Genomic DNA, 22932 nt, shown 5'->3' with positions numbered 1-22932 from the left:
GTCAAAAGCAATGATTTATGGGGGTAAGGAGGGGAAAAATGAGTAAAGTATTTGACCGTTCAGAAATAAACGGCATGGTATTGGAGAATCGTTTCGTTCGCTCAGCGACGTGGGAAGGGATGGCTGACAACGACGGAGCCGTTACCCCGCAGCTGATGGCCACAATGGTTGATCTCGCCAAAGGTGGCATTGGATTAATTATCACCGGTCACGCCTATGTCTGCCCGGAGGGCAAGGCAGGTCCCCGGCAGCTTGGTATTTATAAAGATGAACTTATCCCCGGGCTTAAGGAAATGACAGCAGCCATCCATCGCTGTGGCGGAAAGGTCGTAGCGCAGCTTTCCCATGCCGGAAGATTTGCGCCTGAAAAATTGACCGGTCAGGCGCCGCTGGTCGTTTCGGCAGAGGAGGAAGCAGGCAAAACGCTGTACCACGAAATAACAGGGCAGGATATACAGGAGATAGTTACTGCTTTTGCTGATGCAGCACGGAGGGCTAAAGCCGCTAGTTTTGACGGGGTCCAAATTCACGCCGCGCACGGATATCTGCTCAGCCAGTTCCTCTCCCCGGTATTTAACCGGCGTCAGGATACATACGGAGGAGAAATCCATAATCGCTCCCGGATTCATATTGAGGTGTTCCAGGCTGTCAGGGAGGCGGTAGGGAAAGACTATCCGGTATTAATCAAACTAAACTGTCGGGATTTCGTAGAGAACGGGCTGAGTCTGGACAACTCCCTTAAGGTCGGACGCGCGCTTTCTGATGCAGGTCTTGACGCAATTGAATTGAGTGGCGGCCTGCTCACAGGAGGCCAACTGTCTCCGATCCGGCCCGGGATTAAACCTGAGGAAGAAGTCTATTACAGGGATGAGGCCCGTTATTTCAAAAATGCTATTAGTATTCCCCTGATCCTGGTCGGCGGTATCAGGTCTTTTCAAACAGCGGAGCGTTTGGTTGAAGATGTGGCAGCAGATTATATTTCCCTGTGCCGCCCATTAATCAGGGAACCTAATTTAATTAACCGCTGGAAATCCGGGGATCGCTGCAAATCGGAATGCAGGTCTGATAACAGGTGCTTTGTTAAAGGACTGAAGGGAAACGGGATATACTGTGAAATGAGAAACAAGTAAAAGATATGTTATAGCATGTAATAGAATTGTCTGCCGGATAAAGTCACTTTAGAGTGGCTTTTTTGTTTGCAATGCAGGATTTATGTTGGTGGCTGCAATGGTGTTTTTATCAGCGCCAAAAAATGAGTAATAATCAGAAATGATTAATACAATTATAAACAAATATTTAAATTTATTTGCTTTCAGATGTAGAATATGATTGGAAAAACCAATTAATATGATTGGTGTGAATTGAGAATTGAAAAATACTATAATTGACTTTCATGTTCACCTCTCAGAATACGAGTCTTTTGGTGAAGATGCCTTTAATTTCTTTGCAAGTGCCTTCCCTTCCAGAGAAGAATATGTTAATTTTTGCAAAATACATAGCGACCCCCATGCTTTTCTGCAGTTGATGGATCAAAATGGAGTAGATTATTCCGTTATATTAGCAGAAATATCGCCTTTGTCAACCGGTATTTGCACAAACGAAATGGTAGAAGCTTTTTGCAAGGTGAGTCCGAGATTAATACCTTTTTGCACATTAAATCCTTATCTGCACCCGAATATGGGTCAAATGTTAGAGGATTTATGTTTAAATCATGGCTTTAAAGGGCTCAAGCTTCTTCCCCCATACAATTATTTTTATCCCAATGACAATTTTATTTACCCATTGTATGCTGTTGCCGAAAGACTTGGCATACCTGTGCTTTTCCATACGGGATCTTCAATTTTTTCAGGCGTCCGTATAAAGTATGCGAATCCCATTTTTTTTGATGATGTGGCTGTAGACTTTCCTAACCTGAAAATCATTATGGCACACGGTGGGCGGGGCCTGTGGTATAATGAAGCATTAACCGTGGCTCGCCTTCATAAGAATGTTTATATCGAAGTTTCAGGTTTGCCACCTAAAAAGCTTATAGGATTCTTTCCTGATATCGAAAGGTTTGCCCATAAGTTTATTTTTGGTACTGACTGGCCCAGTGTAGATGTAAAAAAGAACATCGAAATAATCAGGAACTTAAATATTTCACAAGAGGCAATTCGAAAAATACTCGGAGAAAACGCTAAACAGCTCTTGGGATTGGTTTGATAGGACAGTCTTATTTTGCACGGTTTTAGTAGCAATGGTAGCAAGTCAAGGAACCCCCTTAACTCATTGCCTTTTTTTATTTTGATAACCAGGTTTTTAGCATGACATTGGAAAAGCGCCGGGATCCGGCGCTTTTGCTGTGAAAGCATATATTCATGGAGTGGTGGGCTGTTGTGTCGCCGAAAGGCTTCGGGTTACCGGGTGGGAGCTTGTGCCCGTCCAGGTCCCCCTGGACCATTCATTCCGCCCATGCCTCCCATACCGCCGCTGACCGCAGAACCGTCATCAGCGATGCGGGTGACCGTGCCGGAGATGGTAATGCGGGTCAATTCGGCGCTCCCGGAACAGTGGCCGCCGGTATACAGCCCGTCGGTGAGTGTGCCGCTGCAAGTGCCGCCGGAGATCAGGGTGTAGGTTTTTCCCTGCTCCAACTCCGGAGTGCTGATCACGATAGACTGATATGCTTTGGCGGGCGCAAAGGCCAGGATAGTTTTTCCGCTTTCATCTGTCAGGGCGGCGAGAGTTCCGGCTTCCTGCGTCTTGGTATAATAGACAGTTATGGAATTCTGTGAAGAGGGCTCTCCGGGGGCCTGCGCCATGCCGGAACTGCCGGCTATGGCCAAAGTACCGCCTGTGACCTCACAGTCGCCGTCGTAGTCCATGGGCCCATTGCCGTTGTTGGTGGGTCCGCTTACCAGCACGGTACCGCCGTTGAAATAAAGAGATCCGTTGGCGTCGATGCCGTCACCGCCTGCGTCGATAGATATATAACCCCCGGTGATGCGGATGAAATAAGATCCACCGGTACGGAAGCTGTTTTCTCCAGGCCTGCCGCCCAGGGAGGAGCCGTCGGCGCCGCCGGCGGCGTTCAGCCCGTCGTCTTTAGCAGTCAAGCGAACCGTCCCGCCATTGATGGTGATGGCCGCGCTCTCTAGACCTTCATAGCTTTGGGAGATGCGGATATTGCCGCCGTCGACCGCCAACGCGGAGTCGGCATGGATCCCGTCGTCCCCGGAGGATATCACAAGTTCGCCCGCCTTGATCACGATCTCACCGTTGGAGTGGATCGCATCATCAGAGGAGTCGATGGCAATTATGCCGCCGCTGATGAGGATGCCGGCGCCTGCCTTGAGGCCTTTGGCGGAACCCGTGTCCTCTTCGGCGGTAGTATCAGCAGCGGCAGTTTCGCGCTTACCCCACTCGGGACGGGGATTGCCATTGCCGTTGGCGCCGGAGCTTGCATTGACGCTGTCGCCACCGGTGGTCAGGGTGACCTTCCCGTCTGTGACCTGCAGCAGAGTGTCTGCCTGGATGCCGTCACTACCCGCGGTGATGTTGAAAACCCCGCCGTCCAGAGATATCCAGCCTTTATCCGCATCTTCGTCATTATTCGCCTGGAACCCGTCACTGCCGGCCTCGACGGTAAAGGCGCCGCCGTTGACGGCAATGGAATCCCTGCCCCGCAGTCCGTCGCCGGCTGCGGTAACGTTGATACTGCCGCCGGTAATAACCAGGTCATCCTTCGTGGCGATCCCGTGCTTGAATTGACCGTTGACGGTCAGGGACCCCGAGCCGTTGATAGTCAGGTCGTCCTGGCTGAAAATGGCCGCGTCCGGCTCGTCTTCCCCCTCGGCCAGGGTGTAGGCGGTTCCGTCCTGCACCGTGTTGCTGGAGCCTTCAGCCAGGGTCAAGATGGTCTTTTTCGCCTGTTTGGCGTAAATGGCTGCGTTGTCTGAGCAGCTAATGGATGTGCCGTTCAGTACCAGCCGTACCAAATCGTCCTTTTTGGCATCCACGACGATCTGTCCATCAGTCAGGGCACCGCTGAGCACGTATGTACCGGCAGCAGTGATGGTGAGCTTGCTTCCTTCAGAGGCAGCGCCGGAGCCTTCTACTTCAATAGAACTCCCTTGCAGGGTGATGTTGGTGGCAGTGGCAGGATCCCAGGCGCTGTCCAGGTCCTCGCTGCTGTATTCCACCGCGATGGCGGCGATTTCCGTTGAAGTACCGGCTGTGCTGGCGGTATTGGTTGCCGCGCCGGTGCTGGAACTGCAGCCGGTTAATCCTGCCAGGGCCACCAGGGCTGCCACCAGCAGGGCTGTGAATTTCGGGGGGGTGTAGGGCATGATGCAATTCTCCTCTCGTCCTTTTATAATTCATCGCTTCTGGTTGTTACCCGACCGATAGCGATGTTCAGGTTTCCGTTGCGGCAGCGGAGCTCGTCCAGGAAGCTTTTTTCAATCTCGGTACCTTTCAGGGCAATATGGTAGCGCAGCTCGTACAGGCTGCCCATATTGGTGGTCTTCACCCGGACCAGCTCTGCTTTTTGCGTGTACTTGCTGAAGAGGTCATCAAAGAGCCCCGCATAGTCCAGGTTTTCCGGGATAGTAATTCTCAGTTCCTTTGCGGTTGTTTTCTGCTCTCCAAAGCTGACGGTGTTTAAAAGCATCGTCATGAGGCCGACGATGAGCAGGAACAGGGCCGCGATTACCAGGTATCCCATGCCGGTGGCGAGGCCGACGGCCATCGCGAAAAAGATGCTGCCGATCTCCCTGGAACTGCCGGGAATGGAGCGGAAACGGACCAGGCTGAAAGCGCCCATCACGGCCACGCCGACTCCCAGGTTGCCGTTTACAATCATGATGACCAGCTGGACCATGGCCGGCATCAGGGCCAGGGTCACCACAAAATTCTTAGTATAATTATTCCGGTACATATAGATACCGGCAACGCCGAGTCCCAACACCAGGGAAGCCAGGGTGCAGAGCAGCAGGTTCCCCATGGAAATGGAAGCGGACGATGTAAGAGCCAAAAGACTGTCAAGCACAGAAGATTCCTCCCTTGGGGCACACCTGGTGGAGCAGGTGATACTTATAAATGTTGCCGTATTTGGAAAATGAGGTCGGGTAGATCTCCAGCTCGGTCAGGAGCCGGCTCAGCCACAGGGGCATGGCTCCGGGGATTTTGATCTCCATCAGGACATTACCCGGCTTCAGCAGGGGTTTCCCCCAATTGCCCTTTGACAGATCCAGGAGAGACTCCCGAAACAGTATGTTCTGGTCGAAGGTGATGCGTAAGCTGGCATCCTCATTGCCGAAGAGGGCCAGTCGGTCATAGGCGATATATATCTTTGGAACAGGCTGGTATCGCTTCAGAAACCAGTCGATTTCGCAAAGGATCTGGCTGGACCTACGGGGCTTTTCATGGCGCAGCAGATACCGCCGGGCTTCCTCCAGTGCGAGAGGTATCCGCCGCTTATAGACGACGCCCTCGAATTTCTTTTTAAGCTCCAGGAACACGGTGTCACCGGGCTTGGGAACACCGTAGCTGCGCAATCGAAGCTTTTCCTTGTAAATAGGCTTTTCAATGGAGTGGCGGATCAGTTCATAGCTTTTGGTGTCAAAATACAGATTGCAGATGGTATGCAGGCCGTGCCGGTCCTGTGTCATATATCCCTGCAGCTGCGGCATCAGAGCCTGATGCTGCTGTGCGCTCAATAGGTATTTTTTTTCAATCCGCTTGAATACATCCTGGTACTGTGCCATATTGGACATCTCCTTCCGTTTGGGCTTTCTGATGCCCTGATCATACAGCCCTGCACTGAAATTACTCTGAAATCCCGGCTTCAGACTAATTTCAGACTTTCTTGATAAAGTAAGATATAAGTTACGGTTTGTTTGGCACGGTATTCGATTTCAAACGGTTCCCGGCTGTGGTATGATACGTTAGGATGAACACATCATGGAAAGGAAGGACTCTCGTGCGTATTCTGGTTGTGGAAGATGAGATCCGTCTGGCGGAAGCGTTGGGCCAGATCATGGCTGAACAGAAGTATACCGTAGACATCGTGCACGACGGCGCGGCCGGGCTGGACTATGCCATGAGCGGCCTGTATGATGTGATCGTGCTGGATGTCATGTTGCCGAAAAAAAGCGGTTTTGAGGTAGTCCGAACGCTTCGGGCAAATAAAAACACCACCCCTGTGCTGCTTCTCACGGCCAAGGACGATATCACGGACAAGGTCACCGGACTGGACTGCGGGGCGGACGATTACATGACCAAGCCCTTTTCGGGCGAGGAGCTTCTGGCGCGTATCCGGGCCCTTTCCAGGAGGCAGGGGGATGTGGTGCTGGAAGAGCTGTCCTTTGCCGATCTGACACTCAATCTGTCCACTTACACCCTGAGCCGCGGTTCCAAGTCGGTGCGCCTGGGCTTTAAGGAGTACCAGGTGCTGAAGCTCTTGATGTCCAATCCGAAGCTGGTGTTTCCCAAGGAAGACATTATCATCAAGGTGTGGGGCATGGAGTCCGGCGCAGAGGACAATAATGTGGAGGCCTATATTTCTTTTCTTCGTAAAAAGTTCTTTTTTCTGGGCTCCAAGGTCAATATCAGTACGGTCCGCAAGGTGGGTTACAGATTGGAGGCAGAGGCGCCATGATCCGGAAGCTGCGGAGGAAATTCATATTCATCAACATGACATTGATCAGTCTGGTGCTGATCATTGTTTTTGCATCCATCTGTTTTTTCAGCTATCAGCGGACGAAGGCAGAAAGCTACGACGTCATGCAGCGTGTCATCAACAGCGATATCGGCATGCCCCCGCCCCCGGTAGAAATCGGCAACAGGCACCCGAAGAAAGCGATGCCGATGCTGCCGGTTTTCAGCGCGCTGTTGGATGATCAGGGTAAGATCATTTCTGCCGCCCGGGAAAATGTGGCCGTATCCGATGAGATGATCGCTGAAGTATCAGAACGGGTCCTGGCTTCAGGGCGCCAGGAGGGAATTCTGTATGATCAGCGGCTTCGATTTCTCCTGAAACACACTCCGGAAGGCGTCCGGATTACTTTTGCCGATATGACACGGGAACTGGAAGCCATGACCAACCTGATGATCACGTTGCTGCTGGTTGGAGCGGGGGGACTGGCTGCGTTCTTCCTGATCAGCCTGTTCCTGTCCGGCTGGGCTCTGAACCCGGTGGAAAAGGCATGGGAACAGCAGCGGCGATTTGTGGCCGACGCGTCCCATGAGCTGAAAACGCCCCTGACAGTGATCCTGGCAAATACCGGAATTCTGTTGGCTCACCGGCAGGACACCATTGACCGGCAGTCCAAATGGGTGGAGTACACGCAGGCGGAAGCCAACCGGATGAAAAAGCTGGTGGACGACCTTCTCTTCCTGGCCAAATCCGATGCCGCCGAGGCGCCGGCGCTGCAAACCAGCATGAATTTCAGCGATGTAGTCTGGAGCTGCTTCCTTCACTTCGAGTCGGTTGCCTATGAACAGGGAATCATCATCAAAAGCGAAATAGCCCCTGACATCACCCTGACCGGGGATGAGGGGCAACTTAACCAACTGGCGGTAATCCTGCTGGACAATGCCTGCAAGTATGCCGGGAAAAGTGGGACAGTCACACTGACCCTAAAACGCCTACAGGAATCTGTCCTTCTTACGGTCTCAAATACCGGCGCCCCCATCCCGGTAGAGCATCTGAACCACATTTTTGAGCGGTTCTATCGCTCTGACAGCTCCAGGTCCCGTGAACAGGGGGGCTATGGACTGGGCCTGGCCATAGCCAAGGCTATTGTGGAGAACCACCGGGGGAGGATCTCGGTGGAGAGCAGTGAAAAAGCGGGGACCACTTTCTCGGTCAACTTCCCTCTCAAGTAGGGGTTGCATTTGAAGCTTTCAGGCTCAATATATATGACGAATTGAATAAATTATTGAAACGGAAAAAGAAAAATATGATCAAGAGATTTGAAGATTCACATGTTAAAGAAGTTATGAGTATTTGGTTGAATACCAATATTACTGCTCATAGTTTCATACCCAAAAAATATTGGGTGGATAATTATAATATTGTTAAAGATGAATATTTGCCTGTTGCTACAAGCTTTATTTATGAAGAAAACAATACTATAAAAGGATTCATAAGTATTATCGACAATTCCTTTATTGGTGCATTATTCGTTTCAGAAGAATACCAGGGGCAGGGAATTGGTAACAAGCTTATTGACTATAGCAAGGAGCTGTATTCACATTTAGAGTTAGGGGTATATGTGGAAAACTATCGAGCAATAAACTTTTATAAAAAATGTAATTTTAAGATAAAAACAGAACAGCCTAATGAAGACTCTGGGTTTATGGAATATATAATGGAATGGAGAAGATGACAAACATCATATAACTCTCTACCAAAGCATTTTAATGAGATAATCTGCATCTCCATGCCGGAGAAATTAGTAAAACAATGTTTATAGTATTTCTATAAAACCCTGGTGTCCGTCTATGCGAATGCGCTGTCCGTCTTTGATAACACTGGTTGCGCTGTCGACGCCGACCACCGCCGGAATGCCGTACTCCCGTGCCACCACCGCCCCGTGGGTCATCAGACCGCCCACTTCGGTGACTAAACCGGCAGCCAGCGGGAAAAGCGGGGTCCAACCGGGATCGGTAAACGGTGTGACTAAAATCTCTCCTTTGCGCATATTGGCCTCTTCCAGCTTCAGGATCACCCTGGCGCGGCCCTCCACCACTCCGGCGGAAACGGGGGTGCCGGTTAATGCACCCGGCGGCACATTTTCCCTGAACAGCCTTCCGGTAATGATCTCCCCGTCACTGGTCATCACCTGCGGGGGTACGAGTTTTTGGTTATGCAGGAACTCCTCCCTGCGTCTTTCAATCAAGGCCAGGTCCGGCTGTCTGGTTTCGATCAGGTTAATGATCTCTTCCAGTGAAAGCCAAAAGACGTCTTCCGGCTGCTCAAGAATACCATCGGCGGCTAGGACCGCGGCTTCGGCCAAAATTGCCTGTTTGACTATGTCAAGATGCTGGACGATAAAATATTTCGGATGCTCCCGTACGACAATGAGCCAGCGGTGCACCTTAATCAGGCGCGCTATGATCCTGGCCTTGAAAAAACCCCACCTGGTTCTTCTGAGGCGGGCGATCAGGCTGGCCGCCGCACGCTCCGCCTCCTTTTTACCTGTGCTGAAGCTGGTACGGTGCTGCTGCGGCGCAGCGCTTTGAATGTGACTTAAGATGGCCGGAACCAGCTGGGTAGGGGTCTCCCGCCACCGGAGGCGGGTTACATCGATCTCACCTGTACCCCGCATGCCGTATAACTCCAAGAACTCCTGCAGGGCCTGCTGTACTTCTTCCCCACCGGTGACGCCCTTTAGCCTGCTGAAGAAGTGTTCATCGCCGGCGCCTTTCAAGTACTCAAGCACTTCCGGATAAAGTCTTACCACGTCCGCAACATCCCCCAGCGCCAATCCCATTTCACTGGTGACGTTACCGACCGGGGATTTACCGATACTCCGCAGTTCGTCTGCGTTACCCAGCCATTGGCGGGACAGCCGCTCAATCAGCTTAATACTGATCACCCCTACCGACAGATACTGGGCTATTAAAGAAAAAGCAGCCGGCAGCAGGGTGGACAGGAGGTCCTGAATCAGCCTGAGCCTGTCTGCGCCGGACACACTGTTAAGCCTGGCTTTGTTTTCTCTCACCTGCTCGGCGATTTGCCCGTTGATGACTGCCACTACGTGGGAATGATTACGGTATAAGATGTTCTTAAAGATATTGATGGCCGTGGGAAAAGCTTTTTTGAGCAGCGAAAATATAAATCCCCGCTGCGCGGGCATATTTTTGAATTCTTCCCTGGTCAGGAAATCTGCCACAGCACGGCTGGTGGACTGGTCAAAAACATTTGACAGCAGGACCGGGAGCAGCCTCCGCCCCAGGTGATGTTCCAGCAGCGAAGTCAAATCCACATATAGCCTTGCGCCGGCCTCTGCCAGCAGGGGGCTTTCAGCCCGCCGGGAACCGCCCTTGCCAAAAGGCGCCAAAGTGCGCAGTACGGATATTCCCAGCGGTTTCATGGCATCGGTCATCATTTGGGCATGCCCCAAGGAAAAAAACAAATGCAGTTTCCCGTCCGTAATCGCGGGCAGCGGATAAAGCGTAGTGATCGGCCTGCTCTGCAGAATATACATGTCGCCGCCGGCAAAACACCATTCAATGTCCTGCGGCCCGCCAAAGTGCTGTTCTATTCTCTTACCCAGCCCGGCCAGCTTGACCGCCGAATCCTCTGACAGCGCCGGCCTGGTTTGATATTCAGCCGGAATATCCTGCTGTACAGTTCCCCCCGCAGGCCGCGCATAAATCGCCACCAGTTTCCGGGCAATCTGTTTTTTGACCAGCCTGCCGCCGCTCACCTGGTATAAGTCAGCCGAAACCAGGCCGGACACCAGAGCCTCACCCAGTCCAAAACTCGCGTCTATGGATACGATGCGCCGGCTGCCGCTCACCGGGTCCGCCGTGAACATAATCCCGGAAACTTCCGGAAAAACCATGCGCTGCACTACAACGGCCAAATACACTTTGCCATGGCTGAACTGGTTCCGCCGGCGGTAAATGATGGCCCGGTCCGTGAACAAAGAAGTCCAGCACCGGCGAACGCAGTCCAGCAGTTGCTCCTGTCCCTGGACATTCAAGAAAGTCTCCTGCTGCCCGGCAAAGGACGCTCCCGGCAGATCCTCAGCGGTGGCGCTGGACCGGACGGCATAGGAATATTCCGCCCCGGTGCGCCGCCAGGCTGCTGTGACCTCCTCCCGAATGGGGGCGGGAACAGGAAGGCTCTCCAGGTGCAGCCTGATTTCCTCTCCTGCCCTGTGAACCTCCTCAACGCTGCCGGTATCCAGCCGGTCCAGGGCAGCTAAAAGCTTTGGAAATTCCGGACTTTTACCCACAAAGTCCATATAGGCCGCTGTGGTGATACAGAACCCCGCAGGGACCTGAATGCCCGGCACATGAAACAATTCACCGAGATTCGCGCCTTTGCCGCCTGCGCTGGCCAGGCTGGACTTATTAAGCTCATCGAAATACATCACATAATTGTGCTCCACCATACGCACCCCCTATCGAAAACCATGCCGGTCTGATATATTATATCCAATGTAAAGAACAGGATGCCGATTCTCCCGTTTGCCATTAAATATTAAGGGGTTGCAAATGTTATTCAACACCAGAAATATTATCGGACAATAGAATAAGATTACTTGAAGAATGGGAATGGACAAATGGTGATAAAAGAAAAGGTAATTCAATAATTGAAGAAATATTAGTTTGATTATTTAAATTAACTTATAAGACACCTGCTGCAAGCTTTATAAAGGCATATAGGGCCAACAAACCGGTTGCGATAATTATCACAGTAATGGTCTTTAATACATAACCCACGCGGTGACGATCAAACCAGCCCCACTTGACAAAGATTCTGTAGAGGCCAAAACCGGCATGATATTCGCCCGCAAAGAGTAATAAAACGTAAAACACGATCATAAAGGGAAAATAAAAGCCGCCAAATGACTGGTCGGCAGGCCCTAAGGCAGCGACACGCGAGGCGCTTGTAAATGATCTGATCGGCCAGGTAGTCATGACGAGCCAAATGTGGATACCGGCCATAATGCCAATAATCAGAGCGGTAATGATTTGACCGATCCAAACCCAGGTATCAAAGTGGTTAATCATGTGCGCAACCCGCCAGGTAATCCTCATATCGCGCAGACGGGTCGGGATCCTGCGCCCAGCCAGCAAAATATGCATAATAATTAACAGAACGGTTCCGGGTATACCAACCTGAGCCAAGTAATACTTGTCAAGCCCTATGGACAGCTTATCGTAGAGTTCGGGGCTGATGATAATCGTACCGACAAACAGCATGTGCATCCATAAGAAGCCAACCAGCAGTATGCCGCTGATAGATTGCGCGATGTCAACATACATCTCTATTTTTGGATTTGTCTTTTTGTTTAATGTTGTCTGTAATGTATTTGAAAATGCCATCTGACTACTCCTTTTCAATCAGGACTGTGTCTACAAGCTGGAGCTGATAAAGGCGGCGGAGGAAACATCATAAAATACCCCCACCCTAAATATTGTTACAATTTTAGTAATGTTATATCACCAGGATTTTAATATTAAAAGAGCTATTTTGTTAATATGTTCTGGTATGATCCATTTTCTCTGTTACTGCTAACACATAATTTTAAAATATTATTGTTTTTCCATAGCAAGCTTCACACCGAACGAAATAAGCATTAGCCCGGTGATTCGCTGGAAAGCGCTTCTAAACATTGGTTTGCTAAACCAGACACGTATGTAGTCAAGAGCGCCAGCCAAAAACAAAAACCAGATCAAAACAATGATTACCGCGGTCAACCCCAATATCGTCAGTTGCAGCAAGGAATCTTTTGCAGGATCGACAAACTGCGGTAGCAGTGTCATATAAAAAATTGCTGCCTTCGGGTTTAATGTGTTTGTAAGCGCTCCCTGGGCAAAGCAGGTCTTAAAGGAGTGTTCCGAAGAAGGGGCTTTTGTTTCAGTATCTGATATTGCGGGTGATATGTCGCCTTGAACACGGGAAAGCAATGTGGTTATACCGATATAGAACAAATAAGCAGCCCCGATATATTTGACAAGTCCAAACAAAAATGCTGATTTGGCGATAATAACAGACAGTCCGAGGACTGCAGCCGTGGTATGGACCATAAGTCCCGACGCAATACCCAAAGCCGTAGCCTGTCCGCCCTTTCGCCCCAGCGCCAGTGTGTTTTTGGTAACCATGGCAAAGTCGGCGCCCGGCAGGATAGCGGCTGCCAATGCCGTAAGGATAAACAAATAGTAGCTGTTCATTATCGGATCCTCCTGCATCAACTTGTATGTAGTAAGTAACTTTCTTCAAGTTTTATGCTAATACCTTTTCCATTCACAGGATTTGTTAACTAGTTATCGAAAGAATAAATATTCCAATTGAAACACGGACGTGCATGTATTATTGAAAAGCATCAATCCAAGAGTTTTTTTTAGTAATAGCAATGGGGTGGATTCATGAAGGCTGATAAGTATTTACTTTTGACGTTTAAAAGATTGCTCTGGATTATTGGAGCCTGGATAGCTGCAGTATTCCTACATAATGCGATATATGCATTATTCTACTCATTCTTTAGTGAGACAAACGGCGACGAACCTGTCTTCTTTATTATTGCAGTGGTTGTTATTCCACTATATTTTGTGATATCACTTATTTATACGGTTTTTCGGAAGTTTAGTAAACACTGAAAATGGGGGTGTGGCTTAATGAGAAAGATAGGCATGATCGGCGGATTTGGTCCTGAGTCTACATTGGATTATTACCGATTAATGATTGACCAGTATCGCGAGCTTCAAGGGGAGGGGAGTCTTCCCGAAATTTTTGTCTATAGTATGGATATGTACACACTCTTGCACATGGTTGGGCAGCAGAGATGGGATGACCTGACAGAATGGCTTGTAAAGGGAATCAATACCTTGAAAAGTGCCGGCGCTGATTTTGGCATCATTTCAGCCAATACACCACACATCGTGTTTGACAGATTAGAAAGCTTGTCTCCTATCCCCCTATTAAGTATCGTTCAAGAGACAAGTAAGAAAGCAAAAGAGATGGGATTTCAAAAGGTCGGGTTGCTTGGAACAAGTTTTACCATGCGGTCAGGTTTTTTTCAGGAGGTATTTGCCGGCGATAATATCTCAGTTGTTGTGCCTCGGGAACAGGAACAAGACTATATTCAACACAAATTGATGACAGAGATTGAATTGGGTAAGTTTTACGAAGGAACCCGTAAAGGTTTGCTCGAGATTGTTAAAAGGATGGTCGATGAGGAGTCTATCCAGGGATTGATTCTCGGGTGCACAGAATTACCGCTTATTCTAACCAGGGACGAGTTTGGCATAACGTTCCTGAATACTACGAAGATCCATGTGGAGAGTGCAATCAGGTATTGTTTAACGGATAGCACAAAACTGCCGGCGCAATGTTGATAAACCACTGCGCCAGCAGTTTTGTGCTATCCATATGACATCAGGTTATCAGCTTGGCAGTTAGTATGAATGCGGAGACGGAGTAACGGTGATACTTTGAAACAGAATGAGGAGAAGCAAATGTATATCGTAAGCGCGTGCCTTTTGGGTGATAATTGCAATTACTGGGGTGGAAATTATAACAATGATAAGGTGAAAGATTTTCTTAAGGATAAGCAATACATTTCCGTATGTCCGGAAGTGATGGCAGGATTTTCTACGCCGCGCGAGGTTACCGAGATCCTTAATGGCAGGGTGATAACTAAGTTGGGGGAAGACGTTACCGAAGGCTATATTAGGGGTGCGCAATTGATGTGGCAGGCGGCAATGGAAAAATCCGCCGAATGCGGTGAAGAAATAGAGGGCGCCGTCTTGAAAACGAAGAGCCCGTCCTGCGCCGCCGGCAAGAATTATGACGGAACTTTTTCGGGGAAAATCATAGACGGATATGGTTTCTCCGCCGAATTTCTGAAAAAAAAGGGTATAAGACTGATGACGGAAGAGGATTTTCAGGATGACTGATTATAAAAAACAGATTGCTTGACTGCTGGATGCTTAGATAGAGGCTGAAACAAAAATAAGTAAAGAATACTATTAAGTGGTGACAATGTGAAAACATATCCAGAATGGCAGTATGATGAAATGAAACAAGTTGGTGTGGATTACACCGATACTAAAGAAGTTCAAGACTATGATTCACGAATGCAAAAATTACGAAATATAAAGAAAGAAACTGAAGACATTATCAATATTGTTGGTCTTACTGCTAAGCAGGTGGTTCTTGAATTTGGCGCCGGGACTGGAGATTTATCGATAGAAATTGCTAAGCATTGCAAAATGGTTTATGCAGTTGATATTTCTCCGGTAATGCTGGAGGTTGCCAATAAAAAGGCTAAAAGTCACGATATAAACAATATAAAATATTACCACGCCGGATTTTTAACTTACGAACACCAGGGGGAGCCAGTCGATGTTATCGTTTCTCAATTAGCTTTGCATCATCTCCCGGATTTTTGGAAGCTAGTCGCTCTTAAACGAATAAATGCTATGCTAAAAAAAGGCGGTAAATTTTTTTTAAGGGATACAGTATATTCATTTGAAGTTGAAAATTATAAAGAGTTTTTTGATAACTGGCTTAATGGTATTAAGCCAGTTGCCGGAGAAGAGCTTGCTTCAGACACGAAGATTGCAATAAGAGATGAATTTTCTACATGCGACTGGATAATGGAAGGGTTAATGAATCGAGCCGGATTTACAATAGATACCCTAAGTTATCATGATGGTTTTTTAGCAGTTTATGTTTGTACAAAGAAGTAAATTAACCACCTGGTTGCATATAATGATATGAATATTAACTAATATTATAATTTAAATAAATTTTTGGGGATGCACATTTTTATGACAAAGGGAAAGGCAATTTAGTATAATTGATAGCTTTCCATGATCCATATTAAAATAAGGGGAACCAGATATTGTCCTGGAATAACAAATATTCAATACCTTTTGCTGATAAGAGTCGCCGCAATTTGCGCGCTGACTGCGAAAGCTGTTTCGGTTTGTGCTGTGTCGCATTGTACTTTTCAGCTTCGGAAGGCTTCCCAATCCACAAAGACGCAGGTCAGCCCTGCCCCAACCTGCAGCCGGACTTTCGCTGTTGTGTTCACAAAAGTCTTAGTGAGCGGGGCCTTAAAGGCTGCACTGCTTTTGACTGCTTTGGCGCGGGGCAAAAGGTTTCCCAAGTTACCTATGGCGGACATGACTGGCGGAAAATTCCAGAATCCGCGAAGCAAATGTATGAGGTTTTTCATATTATGCGGCAAATCCATGAAATGGTCTGGTATCTGACAGAAGCGCTGACGTTACAACCAGCCCGTCCTATTCATGCTGCGCTCAGCTCCATGCTCGACGAGACTAAACGCCTTACTCGCCTCAGCCCCGACGCTCTCCTGGAACTGGATGTAGCGGTGCATCGGGCAGATGTTAATACTCTGCTCCTTAAGACCAGTGAACTTGTGCGAGCCGAAGCTCGTCGCGGGCAGAAGAAGGCGCATTCGGGGCATCGGAAGACCTTCGGTCGAGGAGCCTACCTTATTGCTGCTGACCTTAGAGGAACCGACCTGAGCGGGACAGATTTCATCGGGGCTGATTTCCGGGATGCTGACCTCAGAGGCGCCGACCTTACCAGGAGTATCTTTCTCACCCAAGCCCAAATCAACGCAGCGAACGGGGATAACAGCACAAAGTTACCCTCGTCACTTACTCGCCCTACTCACTGGGGCAATTCCAAACTTTAATGCCACAAATAACGGATAATTTCACTCGCCTTTTATGTTTTGTACTGTCAGGGTGGTAAAATATTGGGATGATAAAGAACTTATTCGGGTGGTGATGACGGTGTCCGGCGATATTCTTCTTTGTGACCTGGACGCCTTTTTTGCCTCTGTGGAACAGCTTGACCATCCGGAATACCGGGGCAAACCAGTCATTATAGGTGGGCGGCCGGGTGAGCGTGGAGTAGTGGCCACGTGCTCATATGAAGCCAGAAAATATGGTGTGCGTTCAGCCATGCCTATGGTCCAGGCGGTAAAACTCTGTCCGGACGCTGTTTTTCTTCCAGTGAATATGGACCGCTATCGTCAGGTATCGGCCCGGGTGTTTGCTGTATACGATCGTTTTGCAGCACAAATAGAGAAGGTTTCAATAGATGAAGCGTATCTTGCTGTACCTTCAGGGGTAGGGTTGGAAACAGCCCGAAAAATACGTGAGGCAGTAAGGCGGGAACTGGGCCTTCCCGTTTCCGTTGGTATATCCGTTAACAAACTGCTGGCTAAAATGGCCTGTGAGCTGGCCAAGCCGGATGGACTTTACCGGGTGGCAAAAGAGGATATGCCAAAAATTATTTGGCCGATGCCGGTAAGTAAACTTCACGGGATTGGGCCCCAAACAAAAGAAAAGCTCAATCGAATTGGGGTTAAGACAATCTGCCAATTAGCGAAGTTTCCTGAACGTGAATTGATTAAAATGTTTGGCGCTGCTGTTGGGGTAATGCTGCACCAGCGTGCCAATGGAAATGACATCCGGGAGATTCAGGCCGAACGGGAAATCAAGTCAATTGGCGAAGAGACTACTTTCCCAAAAGATGTCTACGACCAAGACGCAGTATTAACAACGCTTATGGATTTAGCCGGACAAGTTGGCTACAGGCTTCGCCATAAAGGGCTAAAGGCACGGACGGTCACAGTAAAGATCCGTTCTGCTGATTTCAGTACTATTACCAGATCACAGTCGTTATCTGCTGCTGTAGAAGGTGATGGAGCCATTTACAAGGTAGCGCGGGAACTTTTTGTGACCAACTGCGGCCAGCCACCCTGGAGGTTGGTCGGTGTACAAGTATCAAACCTGGATTCTTATGAACAGCTGTCTTTGTTTCAAGAAAAGGATGAAAAGGTCAGCAGGGTGGTTGATAAGTTGAAAGACAAGTACGGTATGGGAGTAATAAAGAGAGGGAGCCTGCTCCTTTCGGAGGAAAGAAAGAAAAAGCAATAAGTCAGGATGTAGTGTTGCGGCTGAGCACATTTTTTAAAGAAGGTTTTTGGGATGAAGTGCCCGTATTGTGAAAATGAGATGGAAAAGGGAGCAATACAAAGTGCAAGAGAGATTTTTTGGTCTAATTACAAAAGAAGGCTTTTCTTTAAGCCCAATATAGACAAAGGTGATGTCTCAATAGCTCCGTTTGGTTTAAATGGTACGGGAAAGGAAGCATATCTATGCAAAAATTGCAAAAAGGTGGTGATTGATTTGTATGAAGGCTGATAAATACTTGCTTTTGACCTTTAAAAGATTGCTCTGGATTATTGGGGCCTGGATAGCTCGGTATTTCTGCATAATGCGATATATGCCTTATTCTACTCATTCTTTACTAAGAATAACGGCGACGAAGCTTTCTTCTTTATTGTTGCAACGATTATTATTCCATTATATTTTGTGGTATCACTTGTTTATACGGTTTACCGGAAGCTCAGTAAACATTGAACATTTCTGGGGTTTTTATTTGCATCACCAAAGGAAAACATACAGAATGCTATGCCTTTAATTTTGGAAAAAGGTAGACATATTGTTTTAAACACGCTATACTAGTATTAGTATAGCGATGTGCCGATTTTTTGGGAGATGAAAACTAAGTGCGCCTTGCTTATAAGATTTGGTTAGATAATAACGGGAAGGTTTTTGGCGATGGGCCATATGACTTGCTATTGCGAGTTGAACAGACAGGTTCTTTGAGCAAAGCGGCAGCCGAGATTGGCATGTCTTATAATAAAGCGTGGCGGTTGATACGTTCCATGGAAGACAGATTAGGTTTTCCCCTGCTGAAATGTAAAGCGGGCGGTTCTTCCGGCGGAGGTTCGGAAGTGACTTCCCAAGCCCTTCGACTGATGCAACAGTACAGGGCTCTACGGGAGGAAGTAGAAAATACTTTAGAAATGCTATATACCAAGCATTTTAATAATAAAGAAAATAATGGATAGTATTTTTTTGGGTGCGTAATACTCGGATAAGTATAACGCATGAACTGAACAGATCGGACAAAATGATGTTAAAGAAAGGAAGATTGTTTTGAAAAAACGCTACTTTAAAATCCTGCTTGACTATGGACACTTGGGGAATAAGAATTCACTTGAAGTAGCCCGCTATGTAGAAGCAGAGAATTGTGTAGACGCTTTCACCGCGGGCAACAGAATGCCGGGAGTGAAAAGAAAGGGTGAAAAAACAGGGACAATAAGAGTAGTGGAAATTTCATACAATGAATATTGCATGGGTCAAAAAACCGAAGCAGTTATCTTATACAATACATATAGGTCCAGGAGATGTGGATAAAATACTATAATTTTTTGTAGACATATTCCAATTTTATTGTTTTGCCGGCTATTAGACGTCATCAAATTTACAACCCACGTCATCTTTGTTAAAAATTTTTACATAGATGAGGTGGGTTTTTTACGCTGGAGGCCGTCTTATCGTTTGTCTTGGTTTATTCCGAAACTCGTTAAATAGCATAGACGGGAGAATGTTTTTATATCTGTGGATTATTTTAGACTAATATGCAGGATCTACTAAATTACTGTCGAAAATTAAGAATATTGAGCAATATTTCACTTCATCCGGATTGATTGAAATGAAAACAAGATATGTCAAGCGAAAACCTAACAAAAAATAGCTTCCAACTTGTCGATCAGCTTATGAGCATAATCGCATATTTAATAAGGGATTGTGATGTGTGATGGTAGAAAAGGTCGCCAGTGTAAATAAGGCAATTATAGTAAATATACTGGCTATTATACTTGCAGCATGCATTACGATAATAGTTCATGCTGTTTTGCCCGCTGGGGTAAATCCAGAGAATTTTGATAGCGTATTTGTCAAGCTTTTTGGATTTCCTGTAGTTGCGGCTTCCTACTTTGTTTTGCTATTTACACACTGTGTCGTTGTAATGCGATATTTTGGAAAGCAGTCAAATGTTCCCAAACTGCAAGTTGGAACTCGTTTTGGGTTAGCCTTTGCAATCCTTTATTTCTTTGGAATGCAGGAAGTAGTTGTTGAGGTCTCTCCTTTTAGAGAATGGGGGTTTGCATTCGTTAGCTATCAATTTTTCATGGGCGTGGGCGATGCAATACCCGCACTACTACTATGTGTGACAGTCGCTTATTTTACATTAGGCAATGCGAAAGCTTGTTTACCTGTTCAAACCTTAAGCATAACAGAAAAAATCAAAGCGGTTGCCTTAATTACGGTTGCTTTTTTGACTGAGCGGTTAATTGGCTATGAAACAGGTATAATAACGAGCAATTGCAATACATATCCTATTCCGTGTTATATATGGACAATATTATTTGGCATTGTGCTGGGATGTTGTTATGTGCTTTTATATCCAGTATTAGCCAAAGAACAGAACAAATTATTACTGTCAATCAAACTTGCTGTACTAACTATAGGAGTAAACTGGATAATGTTTAATAGCTTTATGGGGTTGATTCTTAGTGGTATCATGTCACAGATGCTTTTGCGAAGCGGTATAGATGTGGCGATATTCTTTTTGGCTTGCATTGTAATTAGCAAGTACTTTGTAAAACCTGATATGCGCGCATATGAACATAACCTTAAATAAACTATTATGCAACATTTATATTTAGCGACAAACCAAGCAAGGGGAAAACTACCCTGCCCACGGCACAGCACAAGGATGATGTGATAAATATTTAATAAGTAAGGTAATTAATTTACCTATTTCAATACTACAATCCGGAGACACAATAAAAATAAATAGTGTTTATGCATGATGATTGTTGAAAGTGATAGATCTGACTACCTATTATTCATAATTGGCGAATAAAACAATAGCGTGTTTAATATATTTGGTGGTTGGTGATGAATAAATGTCTAATGCAGAAAAATATCTTAAAAGGCTGGAGTTATCTAATATATTGCGGGAATCTGTTATAAGAGCTATAGTAGATACACTGCAGATTCCTCCTGAGAGCAAGGGGCTGGATGCAGGATGCGGAACTGGTTTCTATACTTTGATGCTAGCAGAAGCAGCAGGGGTTCGTGGTCATGTTACCGGTCTTGATATTGAAGAAAAATTTTTAGCAAAAGGACGCTCTTTGGCATCAAAGACAGGCCTGACGGAAAGAGTTTCTTTTATAAGGGGTGATATAAGAAAACTTCCATTTAATGAAAATTTATTTGACTGGGCTTTTAGCATGGATCTCGTTGGCTATCTAAAAATAGATCCTGTTTTACTACTGAAAGAGCTTGCCAGGACTGTGAAGCCAGGGGGTATCATATACATCCTAAACTGGTCTTCGCAAATGCTACTTCCCGGATACCCGGTTTTAGAGGCTCGGTTGAATGCAACTTCTTTAGGGATAGCTCCTTTTGATGAGAAAATGAAACCGGAGTTACATAGTATGCGTGCACTGGAATGGTTTAAACAGGCAGGTTTGAGTGAAACTAGGGCACAAACTTTTGTGAGTGATATTAACCCTCCTTTAAGTCAGGAAATGCGAAAAGCCTTGGTAGATCTTTTTGAAATGCGTTGGGGGGAAGATAATCCGGAATTGTTGGAGGAAGATCAATTAGAATATCAGCGTCTTTGCAGGGATAATTCACCGGACTTAATCCTGAATATGCCCGGGTACTATGGATTCTTTACATATTCGTTGTTTTGGGGCAGAGTGTTATGAAAAAAATGTCTATTAGGAGTACTTATGACAAGGGATAATTCACCCAAAAAAGGGGCCCTTTTCTACCCGCAATGGCAGGGGGCTGGATATTCACCTGAACTTTATGAAGGTACAGTTGCACTTTGGAGTTACTTTTCACCTCAAATGCCTTCTATTGAGGTTCCGGTTGACAGACCAGGAGAGGTAACAAAACACAACGGGATTATTGGATTAAAGCAGATTGATAAACAACTATCAAACTCGTATAAAATACTGCAGGATTTAAATCCCTCTCACATAGCAACAATAGGAGGCGGCTGCGATGTGGAAGTAGCTGTAATCAGTTACCTCCGTGCAACGCATGGGCCACTGGGGATATTTTGGTTTGATGCTCATGGGGATTTAAATACGCCGGATAGTTCCCCAAGTAAGTTATTCCATGGTATGGCATTACGTTGTCTGCTTGAAGGCGGAAGAGGATTTGGCTTACAATTGCCGGTTCCATCCATCTCCTTGCAAGATATTGCGCTCCTGGGGGTTAGGGATTTGGACCCCCCAGAGAGAGAATACATTAAAGAAACAGGTATTCCGGTAATAGCTGTCAGTGAATTAATGGAAAGTATGCCTGAAAAGTTGGTATCGCAGTTTAAGCAATTTGAAAAAGTGTATATACATATTGATCTTGATGTGCTTGATCCTGTTGAGTTTGCCGGTGTAAAATGTCCAACTGAAAATGGCGTACGAATAAAACAGCTTAGGTCGGTTTTACAAGATATTATGGAACGATGGGATGCAATCGGATTGAGTTTAGTGGAAAGCATCGAAACTGATAAGAAGAAGTTAAGTGCTTTAGAACCTATTATTCAGCTGGTAAGAGAACTTTAATTCCATATGATTACGACAAGGCCTATGGCAAATAGAAAATTATTTCGAGAATAAATAAAATGAAAATCATGAAACCCAACATATCAACAGAACCTGATATTCTTGAGGATTTATTGCCTTTAATTAGATCTAAAGCAGAAGAAAATGATATTTCCGGAAAACATATTAAAGGAGTTTCACTCAGTGATACTGATTTATCCAGAGTATGTTTTAAGGAAGTCGTTTTTGAGAACTGCAAATTTTATGATTGTTTATTTTCGAAATCAGATTTTGTAGATGTAATATTTAAGTCTTGTGACATATCAAATAGTAAATTTAGCGATGGATATTTTAACAGATGTCAATATGTTTCGTGCAAAGCAGTGGGCGTAAACTGGCTAAACAGTAAATTGCAACATATATCAATTTTTAATAGCAATTTTGGATATGCAAACTTTGATACCTCAATATTAAGTAATGTAAGTATTTTAGAAAGTGAAATGGGAAATGGCAACTTTTCAGAATGCAAGTTAACAAATTTAGAATTGGCTGATGTAAGTTTTATAAATACAAGCTTTTTCAGAACCCCTCTTAAAGGTATAGACTTTACCCGAAGCCACATAGATGGAATGGTTGTATCTGGTGGGGAATTGAAAGGAGCTATTGTGAGTGCCTATCAAGCATCAGAGTTAGCCAAGTTATTAGGATTAATCGTAAAATAATGTGTATCTAAATATAACTAAAATCC

Annotated in this window: 24 protein-coding genes; 18 read left to right on the top strand and 6 right to left on the bottom strand. The window is 46.3% G+C overall.

Annotation, left to right across the window (positions count from 1 at the left end; all coding sequences use genetic code 11):
• Window positions 1-38 precede the first annotated feature (38 nt).
• A complete protein-coding gene (locus Psch_RS15205; RefSeq protein WP_190258669.1) occupies window positions 39-1130 on the top strand; it encodes an NADH:flavin oxidoreductase in 1092 nt (363 codons plus the stop codon).
• Between the two features lie 238 nt (window positions 1131-1368).
• Complete coding sequence (locus Psch_RS15200) at window positions 1369-2202, top strand: amidohydrolase family protein (RefSeq protein ID WP_134218184.1); 834 nt, start codon at window positions 1369-1371, stop codon at window positions 2200-2202.
• Between the two features lie 194 nt (window positions 2203-2396).
• Here the strand turns inward: Psch_RS15200 and Psch_RS15195 are convergent, their stop codons facing one another.
• The 3 genes from Psch_RS15195 to Psch_RS15185 are packed head-to-tail and all read right to left on the bottom strand — an operon-like array spanning window position 2397 to window position 5747.
• Window positions 2397-4328, bottom strand: coding sequence for a carbohydrate-binding domain-containing protein (locus Psch_RS15195; RefSeq protein WP_190258668.1), 1932 nt, complete (start codon window positions 4326-4328; stop codon window positions 2397-2399).
• Window positions 4329-4351: 23 nt separating this feature from the next.
• Window positions 4352-4984, bottom strand: coding sequence for a DUF4956 domain-containing protein (locus Psch_RS15190; RefSeq protein ID WP_427910113.1), 633 nt, complete (start codon window positions 4982-4984; stop codon window positions 4352-4354).
• A gap of 37 nt (window positions 4985-5021) precedes the next feature.
• Window positions 5022-5747 carry a polyphosphate polymerase domain-containing protein gene (locus tag Psch_RS15185; protein WP_134218181.1) on the bottom strand — a complete coding sequence of 242 codons (726 nt, stop codon included), beginning with the start codon at window positions 5745-5747 and terminating at the stop codon, window positions 5022-5024.
• Between the two features lie 215 nt (window positions 5748-5962).
• On the opposite strand from Psch_RS15185, the gene Psch_RS15180 reads away from it, so the two are divergent.
• From Psch_RS15180 to Psch_RS15170, 3 genes are all read left to right on the top strand, one after another.
• A complete protein-coding gene (locus Psch_RS15180) occupies window positions 5963-6640 on the top strand; it encodes a response regulator transcription factor (RefSeq protein WP_134218180.1) in 678 nt (225 codons plus the stop codon).
• Window positions 6637-7869 carry a sensor histidine kinase gene (locus Psch_RS15175; protein ID WP_134218179.1) on the top strand — a complete coding sequence of 411 codons (1233 nt, stop codon included), beginning with the start codon at window positions 6637-6639 and terminating at the stop codon, window positions 7867-7869. The genes Psch_RS15180 and Psch_RS15175 overlap by 4 nt, the downstream gene beginning before the upstream one ends.
• Window positions 7870-7943: 74 nt before the next feature.
• Window positions 7944-8372 carry an N-acetyltransferase gene (locus Psch_RS15170; protein ID WP_134218178.1) on the top strand — a complete coding sequence of 143 codons (429 nt, stop codon included), beginning with the start codon at window positions 7944-7946 and terminating at the stop codon, window positions 8370-8372.
• An 81-nt stretch (window positions 8373-8453) separates the two neighbouring features.
• Here the strand turns inward: Psch_RS15170 and Psch_RS15165 are convergent, their stop codons facing one another.
• Window positions 8454-11111 carry a phosphoenolpyruvate synthase gene (locus tag Psch_RS15165; protein ID WP_190258667.1) on the bottom strand — a complete coding sequence of 886 codons (2658 nt, stop codon included), beginning with the start codon at window positions 11109-11111 and terminating at the stop codon, window positions 8454-8456.
• A gap of 86 nt (window positions 11112-11197) precedes the next feature.
• Between Psch_RS15165 and Psch_RS21795 the strand changes: the two genes are divergently transcribed.
• Window positions 11198-11332 carry an avidin-fold protein gene (locus Psch_RS21795; protein ID WP_486644312.1) on the top strand — a complete coding sequence of 45 codons (135 nt, stop codon included), beginning with the start codon at window positions 11198-11200 and terminating at the stop codon, window positions 11330-11332.
• 14 nt (window positions 11333-11346) lie between these two features.
• Here the strand turns inward: Psch_RS21795 and Psch_RS15160 are convergent, their stop codons facing one another.
• Window positions 11347-12048, bottom strand: a complete 702-nt coding sequence (locus Psch_RS15160) for a succinate dehydrogenase/fumarate reductase transmembrane subunit (RefSeq protein ID WP_190258666.1) — start codon at window positions 12046-12048, stop codon at window positions 11347-11349.
• 210 nt (window positions 12049-12258) lie between these two features.
• Window positions 12259-12897: a LysE family translocator gene (locus Psch_RS15155; protein WP_190258665.1), complete on the bottom strand. Its 639-nt coding sequence runs from the start codon at window positions 12895-12897 to the stop codon at window positions 12259-12261.
• Window positions 12898-13341: 444 nt separating this feature from the next.
• On the opposite strand from Psch_RS15155, the gene Psch_RS15150 reads away from it, so the two are divergent.
• From Psch_RS15150 to Psch_RS15095, 12 genes are all read left to right on the top strand, one after another.
• On the top strand, window positions 13342-14061 hold the full coding sequence (locus Psch_RS15150; RefSeq protein ID WP_190258664.1) for an aspartate/glutamate racemase family protein: 720 nt from the start codon (window positions 13342-13344) through the stop codon (window positions 14059-14061).
• A gap of 69 nt (window positions 14062-14130) precedes the next feature.
• Window positions 14131-14622 (top strand): 2-thiouracil desulfurase family protein, encoded by a 492-nt coding sequence (locus Psch_RS15145; RefSeq protein ID WP_243120552.1) that lies wholly within the window; start codon window positions 14131-14133, stop codon window positions 14620-14622.
• 87 nt (window positions 14623-14709) lie between these two features.
• Window positions 14710-15417 carry a class I SAM-dependent methyltransferase gene (locus Psch_RS15140; protein ID WP_205079519.1) on the top strand — a complete coding sequence of 236 codons (708 nt, stop codon included), beginning with the start codon at window positions 14710-14712 and terminating at the stop codon, window positions 15415-15417.
• A 155-nt stretch (window positions 15418-15572) separates the two neighbouring features.
• Window positions 15573-16394: a pentapeptide repeat-containing protein gene (locus tag Psch_RS15135; RefSeq protein ID WP_134218172.1), complete on the top strand. Its 822-nt coding sequence runs from the start codon at window positions 15573-15575 to the stop codon at window positions 16392-16394.
• 100 nt (window positions 16395-16494) lie between these two features.
• Entirely contained in the window at window positions 16495-17646 is a 1152-nt protein-coding gene (gene dinB, locus Psch_RS15130) for a DNA polymerase IV (RefSeq protein WP_190258663.1), read from the top strand.
• A gap of 51 nt (window positions 17647-17697) precedes the next feature.
• Window positions 17698-17913: a PF20097 family protein gene (locus Psch_RS15125; protein ID WP_134218170.1), complete on the top strand. Its 216-nt coding sequence runs from the start codon at window positions 17698-17700 to the stop codon at window positions 17911-17913.
• Window positions 17914-18281: 368 nt separating this feature from the next.
• Window positions 18282-18626, top strand: a complete 345-nt coding sequence (locus tag Psch_RS15120) for a winged helix-turn-helix domain-containing protein (RefSeq protein ID WP_190258662.1) — start codon at window positions 18282-18284, stop codon at window positions 18624-18626.
• Window positions 18627-18714: 88 nt separating this feature from the next.
• Window positions 18715-18975, top strand: coding sequence for a hypothetical protein (locus Psch_RS15115; protein WP_134218168.1), 261 nt, complete (start codon window positions 18715-18717; stop codon window positions 18973-18975).
• 400 nt (window positions 18976-19375) lie between these two features.
• Complete coding sequence (locus Psch_RS15110) at window positions 19376-20263, top strand: hypothetical protein (protein WP_190258661.1); 888 nt, start codon at window positions 19376-19378, stop codon at window positions 20261-20263.
• Window positions 20264-20531: 268 nt separating this feature from the next.
• On the top strand, window positions 20532-21341 hold the full coding sequence (locus tag Psch_RS15105) for a class I SAM-dependent methyltransferase (protein ID WP_134218166.1): 810 nt from the start codon (window positions 20532-20534) through the stop codon (window positions 21339-21341).
• A 24-nt stretch (window positions 21342-21365) separates the two neighbouring features.
• Window positions 21366-22205, top strand: a complete 840-nt coding sequence (locus tag Psch_RS15100; protein ID WP_190258660.1) for an arginase family protein — start codon at window positions 21366-21368, stop codon at window positions 22203-22205.
• 59 nt (window positions 22206-22264) lie between these two features.
• Entirely contained in the window at window positions 22265-22906 is a 642-nt protein-coding gene (locus Psch_RS15095; RefSeq protein ID WP_134218164.1) for a pentapeptide repeat-containing protein, read from the top strand.
• The last annotated feature ends 26 nt before the right edge of the window (window positions 22907-22932 follow it).

Source organism: Pelotomaculum schinkii, assembly GCF_004369205.1.
In the GTDB taxonomy this organism is placed as follows: Bacteria; Bacillota; Desulfotomaculia; order Desulfotomaculales; family Pelotomaculaceae; genus Pelotomaculum_C; species Pelotomaculum_C schinkii.
This window is presented reverse-complemented; position numbering and strand designations above follow the sequence as displayed.